The organism is Nocardioides sp. NBC_00368 (assembly GCF_036090055.1).
In the GTDB taxonomy this organism is placed as follows: domain Bacteria; phylum Actinomycetota; class Actinomycetes; order Propionibacteriales; family Nocardioidaceae; genus Nocardioides.
This window is the reverse complement of sequence record NZ_CP107970.1, coordinates 1106963-1123586: the sequence shown is the minus strand read 5'-3', so window position 1 is coordinate 1123586 and position 16624 is coordinate 1106963. Positions and strand designations below refer to the sequence as shown.

Here is a 16624-nt window from a genome sequence, read left to right as displayed (position 1 = left end):
GTCGCCGCGTCCGTATTCTGGCGCGTGCGCTACGGAGGTGGCGACGTGGCCTCACCGTAGACGTGCTCGTCGTCGAGGTGGCAGTGGGTCCCCGGATAGATGGTCGACATGCACAGGTTGCAGTGGGTGCACCGGGACACCGTCGTGGGATCCGACCGCAGGCGGTTGACCAGATCGGGTTCCCGCAGCAGCGCACGGGCCATCGCGACGTACTCGAAGCCCTCGTCCATCGCGGTCCGCATCCCGGTCAGGTCGGTGACCCCGCCGAGGAGCACGAGCGGCATCGTGAGCGCGCGTCGGAACTCGCGCGCGTTGTCGAGGAAGTAGAGCGGCTTGTAGGGGTACTCCTTGAAGAACCCCTTCCCCACCATCCGCATGCCCATCCGGATCACCGGGTGCAGCGGCATGTTGCCGGCCATCTCGCGGTAGGGGGCGTCCCCTCGGAAGAGATACATCGGGTTCATGAACGAGGAGCCGCCGGTGAGCTCGAGCGCGTCGAGATGCCCGTCGGACTCGAGCAGGCGCGCGAACTCCACCGACTCCGGCAGGTCGAACCCGCCGCGGTAGCCGTCGCGCATGTTCATCTTGGCGAGCACGGCGACCTGTCCCCCGACCGCCTCGCGCACCGCCGCCACGATGCGACGCGGGAACGAGGCCCGGTTGGCCAGAGAACCACCGAACTCGTCGGAGCGCGGATTGAGACGCGGGCTGAGGAACGAGCTGGGCAGGTAGTTGTGGCCGAGGTGGACCTCGATCGCGTCGAACCCGGCCTCCACGGCCATCCGAGCCGCGGCGCCGTGCTGCTCGACGACCCGGGCGAGGTCGGCCGCGGTCGCGGCGCGGTTGAACGCCATCCCGAGCGCGTTGAACGACCGCGCGGGCGCCAGCGAGGGGGCGCCGTTGGACTTCGCGTTGGCCACCGGGCCGGCATGGCCGATCTGGGCGGAGACCTTCGCTCCGGTCTTGCGGATCTCCTCGGTCAATCTGGTCAGACCGGGCAGAGCCTCGGGTCGCCAGTAGATGCAGTCGGCATGCGTACGTCCCTCCGGGGCCACCGCGAGGTAGGCGATCGTGGTCATCCCGACACCGCCCTCGGCAACGGCGAGGTGGTAGTCGATCAGCCGATCCGAGACCAGCGCCCCGGGCGAGGCACCCTCGAAGGTCGCGGCCTTGATCACCCGGTTGCGCAAGGTCACCGGGCCGAGCCTCGCCGGAGCCAGCGGGTCGGTCGTGGAGTCGGTCACGCGCGCGCCTTCCTGAACTCACGCATCCGGCGCAGATAGCTCCGCAGCCGCCGGCCGGGCACCGGCCGTGGCCAGTCGTCGGCCCGGAACCAGGCGTCGCTGCCGCCGTCGACCACGACGACGCTCCCGACCATGAAGTCCGCGGCCGGGCTCAGCATGTGGATCACCCAGTCGGCGAGCAGCCCGGGGTCACCGTAGCCACCCGCCGGCACCGGGAACGACCGGATCGCCTTCGCCTCTGACGGCGTCGCCAGCTGCCTCTCCAGCAGCGGCGTCAGCACCGCGCCCGGCGCGATCGCGTTGAGCCGGATCCCGGCACCCACCCACGCCGGCTCGACCGCGCGCCGCCGCAGCCACCGCGTCACGGCGACCTTCGAGGCGCCGTAGGCCATCGCCGGCGCGTTCTTCCCGAAGACCCGGTACGCCTTCACCGCCCGCTCCGCATCGCCCGCGAGCAGCGCGGCGACCGCCCGGCCCGGGACCAGCGGCATCGTCGTTGTCGAGTTGCTGGAGAAGACCACGACCTTGGCGTTCCCGGCGGCCGCCAGCGCCTCGCGCCAGCCCTCCAGCAGCTCGACGACGCCGAGGTAGTTGACCTGGGTGATCAGGGCGGGACGTTCGCGTCCCGGCGCCGGTCCGAGCCCGGCCGCGAGGACGGCGCCGTCGAGCCGGCCGCCGACCGCTGCCAGCACCTTCTCGACGGCGTCACGGCGGCCCTCCGAGGTCGACAGGTCCGCGACCACGTCGGCGTCGCGCAGATCGACGGTCACGACCCGGTGCCCGGCGTCGAGGAGCCGTTCGACCACGGCGGCGCCCATGCCCGAGGCGGACCCGGTGACGGCGTAGACCGCCATCAGCGGACCGCCCCGGAGACACGCGCCGCCGTCACCCGAGCACCTCGGCGATGCGGCGGACGTCGGCGGCCGAGCCGAGGCTCAGCAGCAGCGTGGTCACACCGGTCTCCGCCCACTGGGCCACCTTGTCGCGTACCTCGCCCTCGGTGCCGATGATGTGCAGGTCGTCGACGAGCTCGTCGGGGATGAGCGCGGTCGCCTTCTCCTTCTCACCGGCCAGGTAGAGCGCCTGGACCTGGCCGGCGAGCTCGGCGTAGCCCATCCGCTCGAAGACCTGGTTGTGGAAGTTCTGCTCCTTGGCGCCCATCCCGCCCATGTAGAGCGCCGCGAACGGCTTCATCGCCTCGAGCGCCGCCTTCTTCTCCTCCGCGTCCGCGACGATCTGGAGGTGGCAGGTCGCGGCGATCTCGAAGTCGTCGGCGGTGCGCCGCGCGCCGGGCCGGGCGAAGCCTTCGGCCAGCCAGTCGGCGTACATCGGCGCGGACCGGGGCGTGTAGAAGATCGGGATCCAGCCGTCGGCGATCTCCGCGGTCTGGGCGACGTTCTTCGGGCCCTCCGCGCCGAGCCAGATCGGGATGTCCGCGCGCAGCGGGTGCACGATCGGCTTGAGCGGCTTGCCGAGCCCGACCGAGCCCTCGCCGGTGAAGGGCAGCGGGTAGTGCGGGCCGTCGTTGGTCACCGGCGCCTCCCGGGCGAGCACCTTGCGGATGATCGAGACGACCTCGCGGGTGCGCGCCAGCGGCTTGCCGAACGGCTGGCCGTACCAGCCCTCGACCACCTGCGGGCCGCTCACCCCGAGCCCGAGGACGAACCGGCCACCGGAGAGATGGTCGAGCGTCAGCGCGTGCATCGCGATCGAGGTCGGCGTACGTCCGGACATCTGCACGATCGAGGTGCCGAGGCGGACCCGGGAGGTCTCCCGGCCCCACCAGGCCAGCGGCGTGAACGCGTCGCTCCCCCACGCCTCGGCGGTGAAGATCGCGTCGAACCCGGCCTCTTCCGCGGCGGCGACGAGCTCGCCGACCCCGCTCGGCGGCTGTGCTCCCCAGTAGCCCAGCTGTAGCCCCAGCTTCACTCTCATCGACTCCTTCGTCCGCAGGCTCCGTAGCCGTTCGGCAGGGCGTACGGGTTGTGGCCAATACTAGAACGTGTTTCACTTTCTACCATGAGTCGCACTCTTCAGGCACCCGTGACGGTGGCCTTCGACTACACCAGATCCACAGGCCCGGTGCTCGGCCGCTTCCTCACCGGACTGAGGGACGCCACCATCGTGGGCGGACGCCTCGGTGACGGTCGAGTGGCCGTCCCACCACCCGAGTACGACCCGGTCACGCATCAGGCCGTGACCGAGTTCGTCGAGCTCCCCGACACCGGCACGGTCACCTCGTGGACCTGGGTCAGCGAGCCCGTCGCCGGCCAGCCGTTCCAGAAGCCCTTCGCGTTCGCGCTGATCACCATCGACGGCGCCGACACCCCGTGGCTGCACGCGGTCGAGGTCGCCTCCCCCGACGACATCGAGACCGGGATGCGGGTCCGCGCGCGCTGGGCCGAGGAACGCACCGGGGCGGTCACCGACCTGGTCTTCGTGGCCGATGACGGCAACGCGCCTGAGACGGGCACGCCCGTGGGAGGCACCGAGGATGTCAGCCTGATCGTCACCCCGGTCAGCCTCGACTACCGCTACGCGGCCTCGCCGGAGGAGTCCTCGTTCTTCCGCGGCCTGGCCGAGGGCCGGATCCTGGGCCAGCGGTGCCCGAAGTGCAGGAAGGTCTACGTCCCGCCGCGCGGCGCCTGCCCGACCGACGGCGTGCCCACCTCGGAGGAGGTCGAGCTCTCCCACGTCGGGACGGTGACCACCTTCTGTGTCGTGAACGTGCCGTTCCTGGGGCAGCGGATCAAGCCGCCGTACGTCTCCGCGTACGTCCTCCTAGACGGAGCCGACATCGCGCTGCAGCACCTGATCCTGGAGGTCCCGGCCGAGGAGGTCCGGATGGGGATGCGGGTCAAGGCGGTGTGGAAGCCACGCGAGGAGTGGGGTACCAGCATCGAGAACATCAGCCACTTCGCGCCGACCGGTGAGCCGGACGCGGACTTCGACAGCTACAAGCACCACCTCTAGGCCCGGGAGAGGACCACATGAGAGACGTTGCCGTCGTCGGGTTCGCCCAGCGACAGATGAAGGACTTCGACGGATCGCCGAGCATGGCCGAGCTGCTCGTGCCGATCCTGGCCGAGTGCTACGAGCAGACCGGATGGGCCAAGAAGGACATCGGGTTCTGGTGCTCCGGCTCCTCGGACTACCTGGCCGGCCGATCGTTCTCGTTCGTGAGCGCGATCGACGCGATCGGCGTGCTGCCGCCGGTCAACGAGTCGCACGTCGAGATGGACGCCGCCTGGGCGCTCTACGAGGCGTGGATCAAGATCCAGACCGGCGAGGTGGACACCGCTCTGGTCTTCGGGTTCGGCAAGGCGTCGGCGGGCGTGCTGCGCCGGACGCTGACGCTGCAGCTCGACCCCTACACGATGACGCCGCTGTGGCCCGACACCGTCTCCCTGGCCGCGCTGCAGGCGCGCCTCGGGCTCGACGCCGGGCTCTGGGACGAGTCCGCGATGGCCGAGATCGTCAACCGGTCCCTGACCGACGCCGAGAAGAACGAGTACGCCGTCCGTGCCGGTGGCTCGTCGGTGAGCGAGCTGCTCGCCCGGCCGATGTTCGCCGACCCGCTGCGCAAGCACGACTGCGCGCCGGTGACCGACGGCGCGGCTGCGATCGTGCTCGCCGCCGGCGACCGGGCCTACGAGGCCAACCAGCGTCCTGCCTGGATCACCGGGATCGCGCACAGCTCCGACGGTCTCCACCTCGGCACCCGCGACCTGACCGTCTCGGGCTCGGCGCAGCGGGCCGCCGCCGCCGTGGGCGGCATCGAGGGCGTCCAGGTCGCCGAGCTGCACGCGCCGTTCAGCCACCAGGAGCTCGTCCTGCGCTCCGCGCTCGGGCTGGGTGACGACGTACAGATCAGTCCTTCGGGTGGGGCGCTCGCCGCCAACCCGATGTTCAGCGCCGGGGCGATCCGCATCGGCGAGGCCGCCAGGCGGATCTGGGACGGCAGCGCTGACAAGGTGCTCGGCCACGCGACCAGCGGGCCGGCCCTGCAGCAGAACCTCGTGTGCGTGATGGAAGCCCAGGAGAACGGGAGAGCCAAGTGAGCAAGATCCCCGCGGCCGTGATCGGGATCGGCCAGACCCACCACCGCGCCAAGCGCGAGGACGTCTCGATGGCCGGGCTGTGCCGGGAGGCGATGGACCGGGCTCTGGAGGACGCCGGGCTCACCCTCGACGAGGTCGACGCCATCGTCATCGGCAAGGCACCGGACCTGTTCGAGGGCGTGATGATGCCCGAGCTCTACCTCGCCGAGGCGCTGGGCGCCGCCGGCAAGCCGCTGCTGCGGGTGCACACCGCCGGCTCGGTGGGCGGCTCGACCGCCATCGTGGCGTCTTCGCTGGTTCAGGCCGGGGTCCACAAGAAGGTGCTCACCGTCGCCTTCGAGAAGCAGTCGGAGTCCAACGCGATGTGGGCGCTGTCGGTGCCGATCCCGTTCGTGATGCCGGTGCACGCCGGCGCGGGCGGCTACTTCGCACCGCACGTACGCTCCTACATCCGCCGCTCCGAGGCGCCGTCCCACATCGGCGCGATCGTCGCGGCCAAGGACCGCAACAACGCGCTGAAGAACCCCTTCGCCCACCTCCACAACGAGGGCACCACGGTCGAGTCGGTGCTGGCCTCGCAGATGCTGTGGGACCCCATCCACTACGACGAGACCTGCCCGTCCTCCGACGGCGCCTGCGCGATGGTGATCGCCGCGGAGGACGTCGCGAAGACGTACGACGCACCCGCCTGGATCCACGGCACCGCGATGCGCTCGGAGCCCACCTCGGCCGCCGAGCGCGACCAGGTCAACCCGCAGGCGGGCCGCGAGGCCGCGGCGGCGCTGTGGAAGGCGACCGGGATCACCGACCCGGCCCGGGAGATCGACTGTGCCGAGATCTACGTGCCGTTCGCCTGGTTCGAGCCGATGTGGCTCGAGAACCTCGGCTTCGCGGCGGAGGGCGAGGGCTGGAAGCTCAGCGAGGCCGGCGAGACCGCCATCGGCGGCAGCCTGCCGGTCAACATGAGTGGCGGCGTGCTCTCCTCCAACCCCATCGGCGCCTCCGGGATGCTCCGCTTCGCCGAGGCAGCCCTGCAGGTCAGGGGCCGGGCCGGCGAGCACCAGGTCGACGGCGCCCGCCGGGCGCTCGGGCACGCCTACGGCGGCGGGTCGCAGTTCTTCTCGATGTGGGTCGTGGGGTCCGAGCAACCGGCCAACTAGCCTGCGGTCGCGGCGAAACGCCTGGCTCCCGGTCGGTCACCCGTGGCGACCGACCGGGAGCCACCAGCGAAAGCGATCCGCCGCAGGCGTTCAGCCGAGAGTTCCGAGGATGGGCTGGGACTCGATCAGGCCCTCGTCGCTGGGTGCCTGGCGGTCGTCGAAGACGCGTGCCCGCTGGCGCGCACGCAGCTCGAGATGGGCCTGGGCCGGCTTGACGTACCCATAGCGCTCCCGCGCCTCGGCGGGCGTGAGCACGACCGGATGCACGGGCGGGATGCCCCGCCAGACGGGCTCCATGATCGGCAGGGCCTTCGGTGCGAGGATGCCGAGGATCCACCGCTGCAGCGCGCGACTCCGGTGGGCGGGCGCCATCATCGCCCTCATGATCGCGATCACCACCACGTCCGTCACCCGTGACTGCCGGATGTCGGCGAGCCGACGCATGTGTCGCGGCAGGGTGGCGATCGTCGCTCTGCAGATCAACGCGTTCGCGATCGGCCGGGCCAGGCCCAGCAGTCCCTTGCCGGGAAGGATCGCGTTGGTGCCGTTCAGCAGGTGGTGCATCATCTGCTGGGTGGCCTCGCTCGCCGCGAGCCTGGGACGCCACTCCTCGAAGTACGCGCGCACCTCCTCGCGGGTGCGGGGAACGGCGCGGGGGTCGCAGGTCTGGAACTCCGCCGCGATCGCGCACTCCCCCCAGAACTGCTCGACCTCGGCATCCGAGAGCCTGCCGGGCCCGAACGTCTCGTAGGCGGTGAGGACCGAGTGCCAGCCCGTGATCAGGATCCAGAGCTGGGAGTCGGGGTCGTTGGCGTCGTACCGATTGCCGCTGACCGGCTCGATGCCGATCGCCTTGGAGTGGATCTTGACCAGCACGTCCGCCATCTTCGCGACGGTCCGGCTGTCCGCGAACGCCACCGCGGCGAAGTACTGGACCGTCCTGGCGTAGCGCGTGTCGAGCCGGTCGTAGTTCGCACCGGTGTTGTGCACGGCGGCGAGGAGGTGGGGATCGAGCTCCTCGATCGTCACCGCTCGTACGATGCCCATCAGCGGGACCGAGGGATGGCCCCAGACCTTCTGGGTGATGGAGTCCGGGCCGAAGAACCCGTAGTCCTCGTGCGGCGTGATCTCGCGCGTCTTCCTCATCGCTTGCTCCTCTCGGTCGTTCACGGGTTCATCGCGTAGGCGCCGGCGGTGGCGCGCGCCTCCGCCCACACCCGAGCGGTGCGCTCGGCGTCGAAGGAACTCGTCGTACCAAACGCGGTCGCGATCCTGCTGGAGCAGCCATTCCTTGCCCTTGCCCTCGAAGAAGTCGATCGTCGCTTCGAAGATGCGGCGGGTCTCGTCGTCGAACTCGTCGAGGTCGGGCTTGTGCGGGTTGAACAGCGGCATGTGAGCACTCCGTGGTGAGAAGACTCCCTCAGATTAATACACTCGTGTAGGAATTTGCTACATCGATGTAGGAACTTTCCTGATCACCTAGGATCGCCTCATGCCACCGTCGACAACCGGTCAAGCGCAGCGCGCCCGTGCACCGCATCTGGGTCCGGAGCGCAGGCGGCCCCACGTGCTCGACGCCGCTCGGGCGATCGCGGTCGCCGACGGCATCGGCGCCGTGACCATCGGCTCGGTCGCAGCGGCCATGGGCGTGACCCGGCCCGTCGTCTACGCCTGCTTCGCGGACCGGGTCGAGCTGGTCGACGCTCTCCTCGACCGGGAGTCCGCCGAGCTGCTCGAGGCGATCCTCACCGCGCTGCACGGCTCCGCCAACCCCGACGATCCGGAGCAGGCGTTCGTGGACGGCTTCCGGGCCCTCCTCCACGCCGCCGCTGCCGCACCCGAGACCTGGCGCTTGGTCTTCTCCGGCGAGCCGGACCCGGCCATCGCGGAGCGCTTCCGTGACGCGAAGGCGCTGGTTCAGGCACAGGCGACCGATTGGATCAGACCTGCCATGGAGCGCTGGTGGCAGACGGCCGACCTGGAGCGCAAGCTTCCGGTCCTGATCGACCTCTTCCTGTCGTCCTGCGAGTCGGCGGTGCGCTCGCTGCTCGACACGAGCAACGACTGGGGTCCGGACGACCTCGGCAGCTTCATGGGCAAGGCGCTCCACCGCGCGTTCGAGGACGCCTGAGGGTCCGCCTATCCGGTCGAGCCGGGCGCGTTGTCCGCTCCGCGCACGACCCGGTCGGGCGGCGCGGAGCAGTGGCCGTCCTCGTAGAGCGGCCTGGGGGTGGTGTCGGTGGCCGGATACTTGGGGCCGCCGTAGTCGCACTGGTAGTCGGTGTCGAGGACCAGGCCGCCGTGGATGGCGCCGTCGTACATCGCGTCCGCCAGCGAGCGGATGGCGTCGGGATACTCGGCCAGCAGCTCGCGCAGGTGCGGGTCGCGCACGACGAGGATGTCGGTGAGGGCGGTGGTGCGCTCCAGGGTCGGGGGCAGCGTACGGTCCAGGACACCGACGAGACGGACGAGGTCGGCGAACTGCTCCGGCCCGCGGTCGAAAGCGCGGCGCAGCTCGGGGTCGGCCTTCTCCAGCTCGGCGGTGAGCAGGGCGAGGTCGTGCGCGGCGGCGCCTACGTCGGAGGCGTGCCGGTCGCCGATGCGCAGCAGCGACTCGGAGTTGACCAGCACGCGGGAGATGGTGGGCCACTTCTTGTCGAGGGTGACCAGCAGGACCTGGCTGCCCTCGACCAGGTCGGCGAGCTCGTCCTCGCGGCCGACGAAAGTCGTGCGAAGACCGGTGACCACGGCGCGCAGCTGCTCGGGGTCGACCTGGTCCATCAGCTCCTCGAGGCTGACGACGGTGCTGGCCAGGGTGGTGGGCAGGTCGACCGCCTCGGCGCGGACCCGGCTGCCGTCGCGGAGGTAGGGGCCGGAGGCGGTGGTCGGCTGGAAGTCGAGGTACTGCTCCCCCACCGGCGAGAGGCTGCGCACCTCGGCCGGGGAGTCCTGCGGGATCCGGACGTCCGGCTCCAGCCTGATCCGGGCCTGCGCCGTGCCGTCGGTCGTCAGCTCGATCGTCTCCACGACCCCGGCCTTGGCGCCGCGGTAGGTCACCGAGGAGCCCTCGTAGAGGCCGCCGGTGCGCTCCAGGTCGACGGTGACCGTGGCCGGCTGGGACAGGACGGGGATCTCGAGGGTGACCAGGAGCAGGTAGGCGGTGGCCGCGACGAACACGACCATGGCCGCGCCGAAGCCGACGAAGAGCGGCCGGTCGGTCTCGCGCAGCGCCATCAGCCCACCCCTCCGAGCACGTCACCGTCGCCGAGGAGGTCGCCCAGATCCCACCGGGGTTGTTGGGGCAGGACCGGTGAATCCAGGAGCGGTGGGAGCGGGTTGAGGGGATCCTGCTCGACGGACTCGCCGATGTCGACGCGGAGCTGGATCGGCATGTGGTCGGCCGGGATGACCTGGAGCAGCTCGTTGATCGCCGAGCTGAACGTGTCCAGGCCGGGGCCGAGGTCGCCGCTGATCCGGCGGACCTCGGCCAGGATCGCCCCGGCGTCACGGACCACGGCCACGGTGTCGTCGTCCATCCGCTCGAGCACCCCGTTGGCGTCGCGGGAGAGGCGCACCAGCCGGTTGAGCAGGGCGATGATCTGCGTCGTCTGCTGCCGGACGGTGCGGGCCGCCGGACCGATCGCCGCCATCGCCTCGGAGATGGTCTCCCGCTCCTGAGCCAGCGTCGCCGAGACGGCGTCGAGCGAGGTCAGGGCACGATCGATCTCGGCCGTGGTGCGGTTGGCCTGGGTGAGGAAGGTGGCGCTCCGGTCGAGCACCTCGGCCACGTCGGTGCCGTCGCCGACGGCCCGGTTGAGCTCGTCGACGATCCGGCCGAGGTCGCCGATGCCGCCTCCGTTGATGAGCAGGGAGGCCGAGGCGAGCGCGTCCTCGACGGTCGGTGCCGTCGTCGACCGCGCCGGGTCGAGCCGTCCTCCTTCGGGGATCGCCCGGCCGCCCTCGGGGGTCGTCACCTCGACGTAGACCTCGCCGAGCGGGGTGTCGTAGCGCAGCCGTGCCGCGGAGAGGTCGGTGAGGCGTACGCCCTTCTCGACGCTCATCTCGGCCACCGCCGAGTAGCCGTCGGTGGACAGGGCGGTGACCCGGCCGGCGTCCACGCCGTTGACGCTCACCTTCGAGCCGACGCCGAGGTTGAGGGCGTCGTCGAAGGTGGCCTCGACCGTGGTCGCGTCGTCTCCGGCGCGGGTGCCGGGCAGGGGCAGCGTACGGGCGTCGATGCCGCACCCGGTCAGCAGCAGGCCGGTCGCCGCCGACATCAGCACCAGACGCCTCATGGCCGGCCTCCTGTGCTCAGCGGGTCCGTGCCGACGATCTCGCACACGTCCGAGAGGGCCTCGCGGCACCGGCCGGCGAGCTCCTCGCTGAGCGCGTCGGTGAGCGGCACGCGCAGCATCACGCCGCCCGGGGCACGCGCCTGCTCGACGTTCTGCAGGGCCAGCGGGAGCACCTCGACGAACTCCTCGATGTCGTCGGTGTGCGCCAGGATCAGGTCGAGCACGGCGTCGACCTGCCTCAACGCCGCTTGGAGGTCCTTGTCGTTGGCCTGCGTGAACCTGGCCAACGCGTCGATCGCCTCCCGGGTCGTACGCAGCGTGGCGGTGAACTCCGTGCGCTGCTCCGCGAGCAGCTCGGAGGTGGCGGTGACGTTCTCGATGAAGAGCTCGATCAGCGCGTCGTGGGCGACCATCGCGCTGGTCAGCTCGTCGGCCTCGTGCAGGGCGGTGACGGCGGAGTCGGTGTGGCCGTTGACCTCGTTCAGGGCGGCGGCGAGATCGGCCAGAGCTGCACCAGCCCGCTGCCCGTTGGGCCCCAGGGTCGCCGATCCTGCCTGCAGGAACCGGTCGACGCTCTTGCCGTCGCCTCCGGCGAGCCCGCTGCTGAACCGGTCGAGCGCGTTCAGGATGGCGTCGAAGTCGGCCGGGGTGCGGGTGCGCTCGCTGGTGATCAGGTCGCCGTCGGCGAGCACCGGCCCGCCGGCGTAGCGCGGGGTGAGCTCGACGTAGCGGTCGTTGGCCACCGAGCGGGAGACGATCAGCGCCTGGGCGTCGGCCGGCACGGAGACGTCCTGGTCGAGCTCTAGGTCCACCGCGACCCCCGCGCCCGCGGGCGTGATCCGCTTGACCTCGCCGACCTTGACCCCGAGCACGCCGACGTCGTTGCCGACGAAGAGGCCGGCGGTGTCGGCGAAGGTGACCGTCACCGAGTAGGTGCCGGCGAGCGGGATCGCAGCCGCACCGGCGCCGACCGCGGCGGCCACCGCCACCAGGATCGCGACATACCTGCCCAGCCTGCCGGGCGTCGACGACGTCCTCATCAGCACAGTCCCTTCACCCGGCAGGTGAGCCCGTCGGGCAGCGCACGGTCGTCGGGCCGGATGTCGACCCAGGGTCCGTTGCCGGTGGCATTGGCCAGGTAGCGGGCCGAAGGACCGAGCACGTCGAGCGCGGCACTGAGCTCCTTCTCCTGAGCACGCAGCCCCTTGATGACCACGGCCAGCTTGGTCAGCGCGACCTCGAGGTCCCGCTCGTTCTCGGAGACGACCCGTTTCAGGGTGGTGGTGAGCCGCTGGGCATCCGCCATCAGCCGGCGGATTGCCCCGCGCCGGCTCTGCAGCTCGGCCATCACCGCGTTGGCCTGCTTCATCAGCGAGACGATCTCGGTGCTGTTGGCGTTCAGCCGGCTCGTCACATCGGTGGCCGCCCTCACCAGCGCGTCGGCCTGGTCGGCCCGGGTCAGCACGACCTCGGAGACCGCCGAGACACCGTCGAGAGCGGCGGCGAGATCGGGCTGGGAGCTCGCCATGGTGCCGCCTACCTCGTCGAGGGTGCGGGAGAGGAGCGCGGGGTCGAGCTCGTCGAGCGAAGCGCTGCCCCGGTCGACGATGTCCTGCAGGTTGTAGGGAACGCTCGTCGCCGACAGCGCGATCGTGTCCTCGGCCAGCTCTCCCCCACCGGCCGGCGTGACGGCGAGCAGATGCGTGCCGAGGAGGGTGGCGACCTCGATCTCGGCGCTGGTGCGCGCCCCGAGCCGGATGTGGTCCTCGACGGTGAACTCGACGATCACGTCGCGGGCACCGAGCTCGATCGAGCGCACCTCGCCGACCCGCGCACCGGCCACGGTCACGTCCTCGCCGACCCGCAGACCCGCGGTGTGCTCGAAGTGGGCCACGCAGACCCGCTCGCCGAAGCCGAGCGCTCCGGCACGGAAGACGAAGACGACCGCCAGCGCGGCGAGCACGACGGCGACGATCCCGACCTTGAGCGGGTCCATGGTTCGCAGTGGAGTCATCCGGAGCACACCTCGGAGTAGCGGTCATCGCTCGGTGGCAGCGCCAGCACGATCTCGTCGACGGAGAAGTCGTAGCGGCAGACGTAGATGTTGAGCGCGTTGCGGTAGGAGGTGATCCTTCCCAGCGTCTCGACCAGCTGGGCGAAGGAGACCACAGCACCCTTGAAGCTGGTCAGGTTCGCGGCGAAGGCGGTCACCGAGATCCGCAGGTTGCGGCTCAGCGTGCGTGCGGGAGCCTCGATCCGCGTACCGAAGTCGGCGCCGGTGGCCAGCAGCCCGGACAGCTCCTCGACGGACGCGCCCAGGGCGTCGCGCTGCTCGGCCAGGCCCTTCATCAGCTTCTCCAGCTCGCGCACCGTGGTCTCGAACTCGTCCCCCTGCGCGGCCAGGTCGGCCAGGAAGGGCGTCAGGTTGGTCAGCACCCGCTCGAAGACCTGGTCCCTGGTGGCCACGAACCTGGTCAGCTCGGCGGTCTGCTCCAGCAGCACCGGGATGCTGCCGCCCTCGTCCTGCAGCACCTTCAAGATGGTGGCGGCGAGCTGGTTGACCTCGGCAGGATCGAGTACGTCGAAGAGCGGCCGGAACCCGTTGAGGAGCTCGGTCAGGTCGAACCCGGCACTGGTCCGGCTCACCGGGATCCGCGCCCCCGCGGCCAGAGGCTTCCCCGAACCGCGGGCCTGCTCGATCCCGAGGAACCGCTGCCCGGCGATGTTCTGGTAGCGGACCGAGAACCGCGCGGTGTCCAGCACCTGCTGCTTCCGGGAGACCGTCAGCTCCACCGTCGCCTTCCCGGTGGCAGTGACGGTGATGTCGGTGACCTTGCCGACGCTGACCCCCGCGATGCGTACGGCATCGTCCTCGTGCAGGCCGTTCACGTCGGCGAACTCGGCGGTGTAGGTGACCAGGTCACCGGCGACCGGCGCCTTCAGCGTGCCGAGGACGAGCGCGAAGGCGAGCCCTGCGACGAGGGTGAAGGCGCCCAGCTTGAGATAGGTCGCTGTGGGGTGGCCCGAGGAGCCGCGCAGTCCGGACATCAGCAGTCCCCTGACGTGTTGCCGTAGGTCGGGCAGTCGCGCTCGCGGGTGTAGTAGGGCGGCGCCACCCGGCTCAGGATCAGATCGAGCGCGGCCCGCCCGTCGTCGATCACGGTCGGGATCTCCTGGCCGATCTCGCGGTTGGCCCGGAAGCTCTCCACCACGGCGTCCTCCCTGTTGTCGGCGACGGCGTCGGCCACCACCGCCGCCTGGTCCATCGCCTCGACCAGCTCGGCGCCGTGCTCGTCGAGGAACCTCTGTGCGTCGGCCGTCAGGGTCAGGCCACCGGAGAGCAGCGCGGCGAGCTGCTCGCGCTTGGCGGCGATCGTCTCGGCCGTCGCGGTGCCGGACTCGAGCGCAGCGAACAGGTCGGCGGAGGACGCTTCCAGGGTCTCCAGGTTGACCGCCAGCAGGGCTGCGGTGGACCGGATGGTGGGCAGGTCGGCCTCGGCCTGCTCCAGGACGTTCGCGGCGAGCACGAGGGTCCGGTGGATATCGTCGCCGCGGCCGTCGAGCCCACCGGCGACCGCGGCCAGCGCGGCGTTGAGGTCGGCCGGGCTCACCGCCTTGACCAGCTCGTCGATGCTGTCCAGCGCCTGCTGAAGCTCGACCGTGCCCTGACGCAGGTCCTGCGGGATGGTGCCGCCCGCCCATCTCCCCGGCCGGGAACCGGTCGAGACCAGGTCGACGTACGCGGTGCCGAAGACGGTCGCCGGCAGTGCCCGTGCCGCCACGTCCGCCGGGAGCCTGTCCGCCGCCTCGTCGTCCAGCCGGATCGCGACCGAGGCCTTCGAGGACCCGGCTGCCCGAGAGATGCCGGTGACCGTGCCGATGATGACCCCACCCATCTTCACGTCCGACCCGGTACGCAGCGAGGCACCGACATCGACCATGGCGGCCCTGGTCGCGACGTCGTCGGAGAACGGGCGTCCGGAGAGCACGATCATCCCGGCGGCGAGCAGTCCACAGGCCAGCATCCCGGCAGCGCCGCGTAGGGCCAGGGTCCGGGGGCTCGTGCCGCGGCTCATCCGGAGATCCTGAAGCCCGGGTCGCCACCCCACATGGCGACGGTGAGCAGCATGTTGAGCACGACGATGACCACGAAGCTGGCCCGGATCGAGCGGCCGGTGGCCTCGCCGACGTTGAGCGAGCCGGCCGAGACCGCGAGGCCGTACCAGCAGTGGATCAGCACCACGATCGCGGCGAAGACCAGGATCTTGATCAGCGAGAACCCGATGTCGCGCATCGTCAGGAACTCCAGGAAGTAGTGGTCGAACTGGCCCGGCGACTGGCCGAAGAGCATCACCACGGTCGACTCGGAGGCGATGTAGGAGCCGAGCAGCCCGATCACGTAGAGCGGCACGATCGCGAGCATGGTGGCGACCAGACGGGTGGCCACCAGGTAGTTGACCGGCCGGACCGACATGACCTCGAGCGCGTCGACCTCCTCGTTGACCCGCATCGCGCCGAGCTGCGCGGTGAAGCGGCAGCCCACCTGCGCGCCCAGCGCCAGCGCGGCGACCAGCGGGCCGAGCTCCCTGGTGTTGGCGGTCGCCGAGATGAACCCGACCAGGGGCGCCAGACCGACGAGCTCCAGCCCGTTGAACCCCTCGATCCCGAGCGAGGTGCCGACCGAGACCGAGAGCAGCACCATGACGCCGATCGTGCCGCCGCCCACGATGATCGCGCCCTTGCCCCAGCAGATGTCGGAGAAGTGCTGCAGGCAGGTGCGCCAGTGGTGGACCAGCGTGGCCGGCACCGCCACCAGCACGGCGGCACTGAAGGTGAGGAAGGAGCCGAAGGGAACCAGTGGGCTCCACCAGCCGGTCGCCGGCCCGTCGGTCTCGACCGCGGCCATCAGGCACCCCCACCCGGAGCGAGCGCCAGGTAGCCCTGGGTGACGACCGCATTCACCACGGCCAGCACGATCACGTTCAGCACGACGGTCTGGTTGACCGCGTCGGCCACGCCCTGCGGTCCGCCGCTCGCGCCAAGCCCCTTGTAGGCCGCCACCGTGGTGCCGATCAGCCCGAACAGCACCGCCTTGCCCTCGGCCAGCCACAGGTCGGCGCTCTGGCTGAAGTTGGTGAACGCGTCCAGATAGGTCCCCGCGCCGACCACGCCCCGCCCGACGTTCATCACGTAGCCGGTCGCGATCGCGGCCACCGCCACGATCGCGGTCAGCATCACCGAGAGGAAGACCGCCGCCACGATCCTGGGCGCGACCATCCGTTGGACCGGGTTGGTCCCCATCACCTCGAGGGCAGCGATCTCGTCACGGATCGCGCGCATCCCGAGATCGGAGCAGATCGCCGAGCCCACCACGCACGCGATGATCAGCGACGTGACCAGCGGCGCGGCCTGGCGAAGCACCCCGACGCCGTTGACGGCGCCGCTGAAGGACGAGGCGCCGATGCTGTTGGCCACCGCACCGACCTGGATCGACGTCACCACCCCGAAGGGGATCGCGACCAGGATGGTCGGCAGCAGGGAGACGCGGGCCATGAACCAGGCCTGGTCGGCGGTCTGCGCCCAGTCGAACCGGCCGGTGACGATGTCCCTGGCGGCGTACGCGCAGGCCTCTGCCCCCAGCGCGATGGTCTCCCCGACGGTCCTGAGTCCCTCGGCGAAACGGCGCCAGAGGCCCGTCGCCAGCCGCTCGGGCAAGGTTGCGGTCACCCGGAAACTCCTCGTCGTCGACAGCCGCCGTCAATTACTACACGCGTGTAGATTCGCACATCGTGTGGCCTGTGTCACCCCTTCCGCCGCGCGTCCTCCTGCCCGTAACGTTCCGTCGTGATGGCCAACGACCAACC

The 16624-nt window shown here is 70.7% G+C and carries 16 protein-coding genes; 4 read left to right on the top strand and 12 right to left on the bottom strand.

What is annotated here, in order from left to right; translation table 11 throughout:
* Positions 1–29: 29 nt before the first annotated feature.
* The 3 genes from OG984_RS05265 to OG984_RS05255 are packed head-to-tail and all read right to left on the bottom strand — an operon-like array spanning position 30 to position 3179.
* Complete coding sequence (locus OG984_RS05265; RefSeq protein WP_328530584.1) at positions 30–1244, bottom strand: NADH:flavin oxidoreductase; 1215 nt, start codon at positions 1242–1244, stop codon at positions 30–32.
* Complete coding sequence (locus OG984_RS05260; RefSeq protein ID WP_328530583.1) at positions 1241–2098, bottom strand: SDR family oxidoreductase; 858 nt, start codon at positions 2096–2098, stop codon at positions 1241–1243. Before OG984_RS05260 ends, OG984_RS05265 begins: the two co-directional genes overlap by 4 nt.
* A gap of 31 nt (positions 2099–2129) precedes the next feature.
* Complete coding sequence (locus tag OG984_RS05255) at positions 2130–3179, bottom strand: LLM class F420-dependent oxidoreductase (RefSeq protein WP_328530582.1); 1050 nt, start codon at positions 3177–3179, stop codon at positions 2130–2132.
* Between the two features lie 84 nt (positions 3180–3263).
* Here OG984_RS05255 and OG984_RS05250 point away from each other — a divergent pair, with 84 nt between their 5' ends.
* The 3 genes from OG984_RS05250 to OG984_RS05240 are packed head-to-tail and all read left to right on the top strand — an operon-like array spanning position 3264 to position 6465.
* The gene (locus OG984_RS05250; RefSeq protein ID WP_328530581.1) at positions 3264–4217 is read left to right on the top strand and encodes a Zn-ribbon domain-containing OB-fold protein; all 954 of its coding nucleotides are present in this window, start codon (positions 3264–3266) and stop codon (positions 4215–4217) included.
* Positions 4218–4234: 17 nt separating this feature from the next.
* Positions 4235–5305: a thiolase domain-containing protein gene (locus OG984_RS05245; RefSeq protein WP_328530580.1), complete on the top strand. Its 1071-nt coding sequence runs from the start codon at positions 4235–4237 to the stop codon at positions 5303–5305.
* Positions 5302–6465, top strand: a complete 1164-nt coding sequence (locus OG984_RS05240; protein ID WP_328530579.1) for a thiolase domain-containing protein — start codon at positions 5302–5304, stop codon at positions 6463–6465. Before OG984_RS05245 ends, OG984_RS05240 begins: the two co-directional genes overlap by 4 nt.
* Before the next feature lie 90 nt (positions 6466–6555).
* Here OG984_RS05240 and OG984_RS05235 read toward each other — a convergent pair whose 3' ends face one another.
* Entirely contained in the window at positions 6556–7857 is a 1302-nt protein-coding gene (locus OG984_RS05235; protein WP_328530578.1) for an oxygenase MpaB family protein, read from the bottom strand.
* Positions 7858–7957: 100 nt separating this feature from the next.
* On the opposite strand from OG984_RS05235, the gene OG984_RS05230 reads away from it, so the two are divergent.
* Positions 7958–8596 (top strand): TetR/AcrR family transcriptional regulator, encoded by a 639-nt coding sequence (locus OG984_RS05230; RefSeq protein WP_328530577.1) that lies wholly within the window; start codon positions 7958–7960, stop codon positions 8594–8596.
* Between the two features lie 8 nt (positions 8597–8604).
* Here the strand turns inward: OG984_RS05230 and OG984_RS05225 are convergent, their stop codons facing one another.
* The 8 genes from OG984_RS05225 to OG984_RS05190 are packed head-to-tail and all read right to left on the bottom strand — an operon-like array spanning position 8605 to position 16487.
* Complete coding sequence (locus OG984_RS05225) at positions 8605–9699, bottom strand: MlaD family protein (protein ID WP_328530576.1); 1095 nt, start codon at positions 9697–9699, stop codon at positions 8605–8607.
* Entirely contained in the window at positions 9699–10760 is a 1062-nt protein-coding gene (locus tag OG984_RS05220; protein WP_328530575.1) for an MCE family protein, read from the bottom strand. The genes OG984_RS05225 and OG984_RS05220 overlap by 1 nt, the downstream gene beginning before the upstream one ends.
* Positions 10757–11800 (bottom strand): MCE family protein, encoded by a 1044-nt coding sequence (locus OG984_RS05215; RefSeq protein WP_328530574.1) that lies wholly within the window; start codon positions 11798–11800, stop codon positions 10757–10759. Before OG984_RS05215 ends, OG984_RS05220 begins: the two co-directional genes overlap by 4 nt.
* On the bottom strand, positions 11800–12774 hold the full coding sequence (locus tag OG984_RS05210; protein WP_328530573.1) for an MCE family protein: 975 nt from the start codon (positions 12772–12774) through the stop codon (positions 11800–11802). The genes OG984_RS05215 and OG984_RS05210 overlap by 1 nt, the downstream gene beginning before the upstream one ends.
* Positions 12771–13808: an MlaD family protein gene (locus OG984_RS05205; protein ID WP_328530572.1), complete on the bottom strand. Its 1038-nt coding sequence runs from the start codon at positions 13806–13808 to the stop codon at positions 12771–12773. Before OG984_RS05205 ends, OG984_RS05210 begins: the two co-directional genes overlap by 4 nt.
* Positions 13808–14836 (bottom strand): MlaD family protein, encoded by a 1029-nt coding sequence (locus OG984_RS05200; RefSeq protein WP_328530571.1) that lies wholly within the window; start codon positions 14834–14836, stop codon positions 13808–13810. The genes OG984_RS05205 and OG984_RS05200 overlap by 1 nt, the downstream gene beginning before the upstream one ends.
* Positions 14833–15666, bottom strand: coding sequence for an ABC transporter permease (locus tag OG984_RS05195; protein ID WP_328530570.1), 834 nt, complete (start codon positions 15664–15666; stop codon positions 14833–14835). The genes OG984_RS05200 and OG984_RS05195 overlap by 4 nt, the downstream gene beginning before the upstream one ends.
* A complete protein-coding gene (locus OG984_RS05190; RefSeq protein WP_328530569.1) occupies positions 15666–16487 on the bottom strand; it encodes an MlaE family ABC transporter permease in 822 nt (273 codons plus the stop codon). The genes OG984_RS05195 and OG984_RS05190 overlap by 1 nt, the downstream gene beginning before the upstream one ends.
* Positions 16488–16624: the final 137 nt, after the last annotated feature.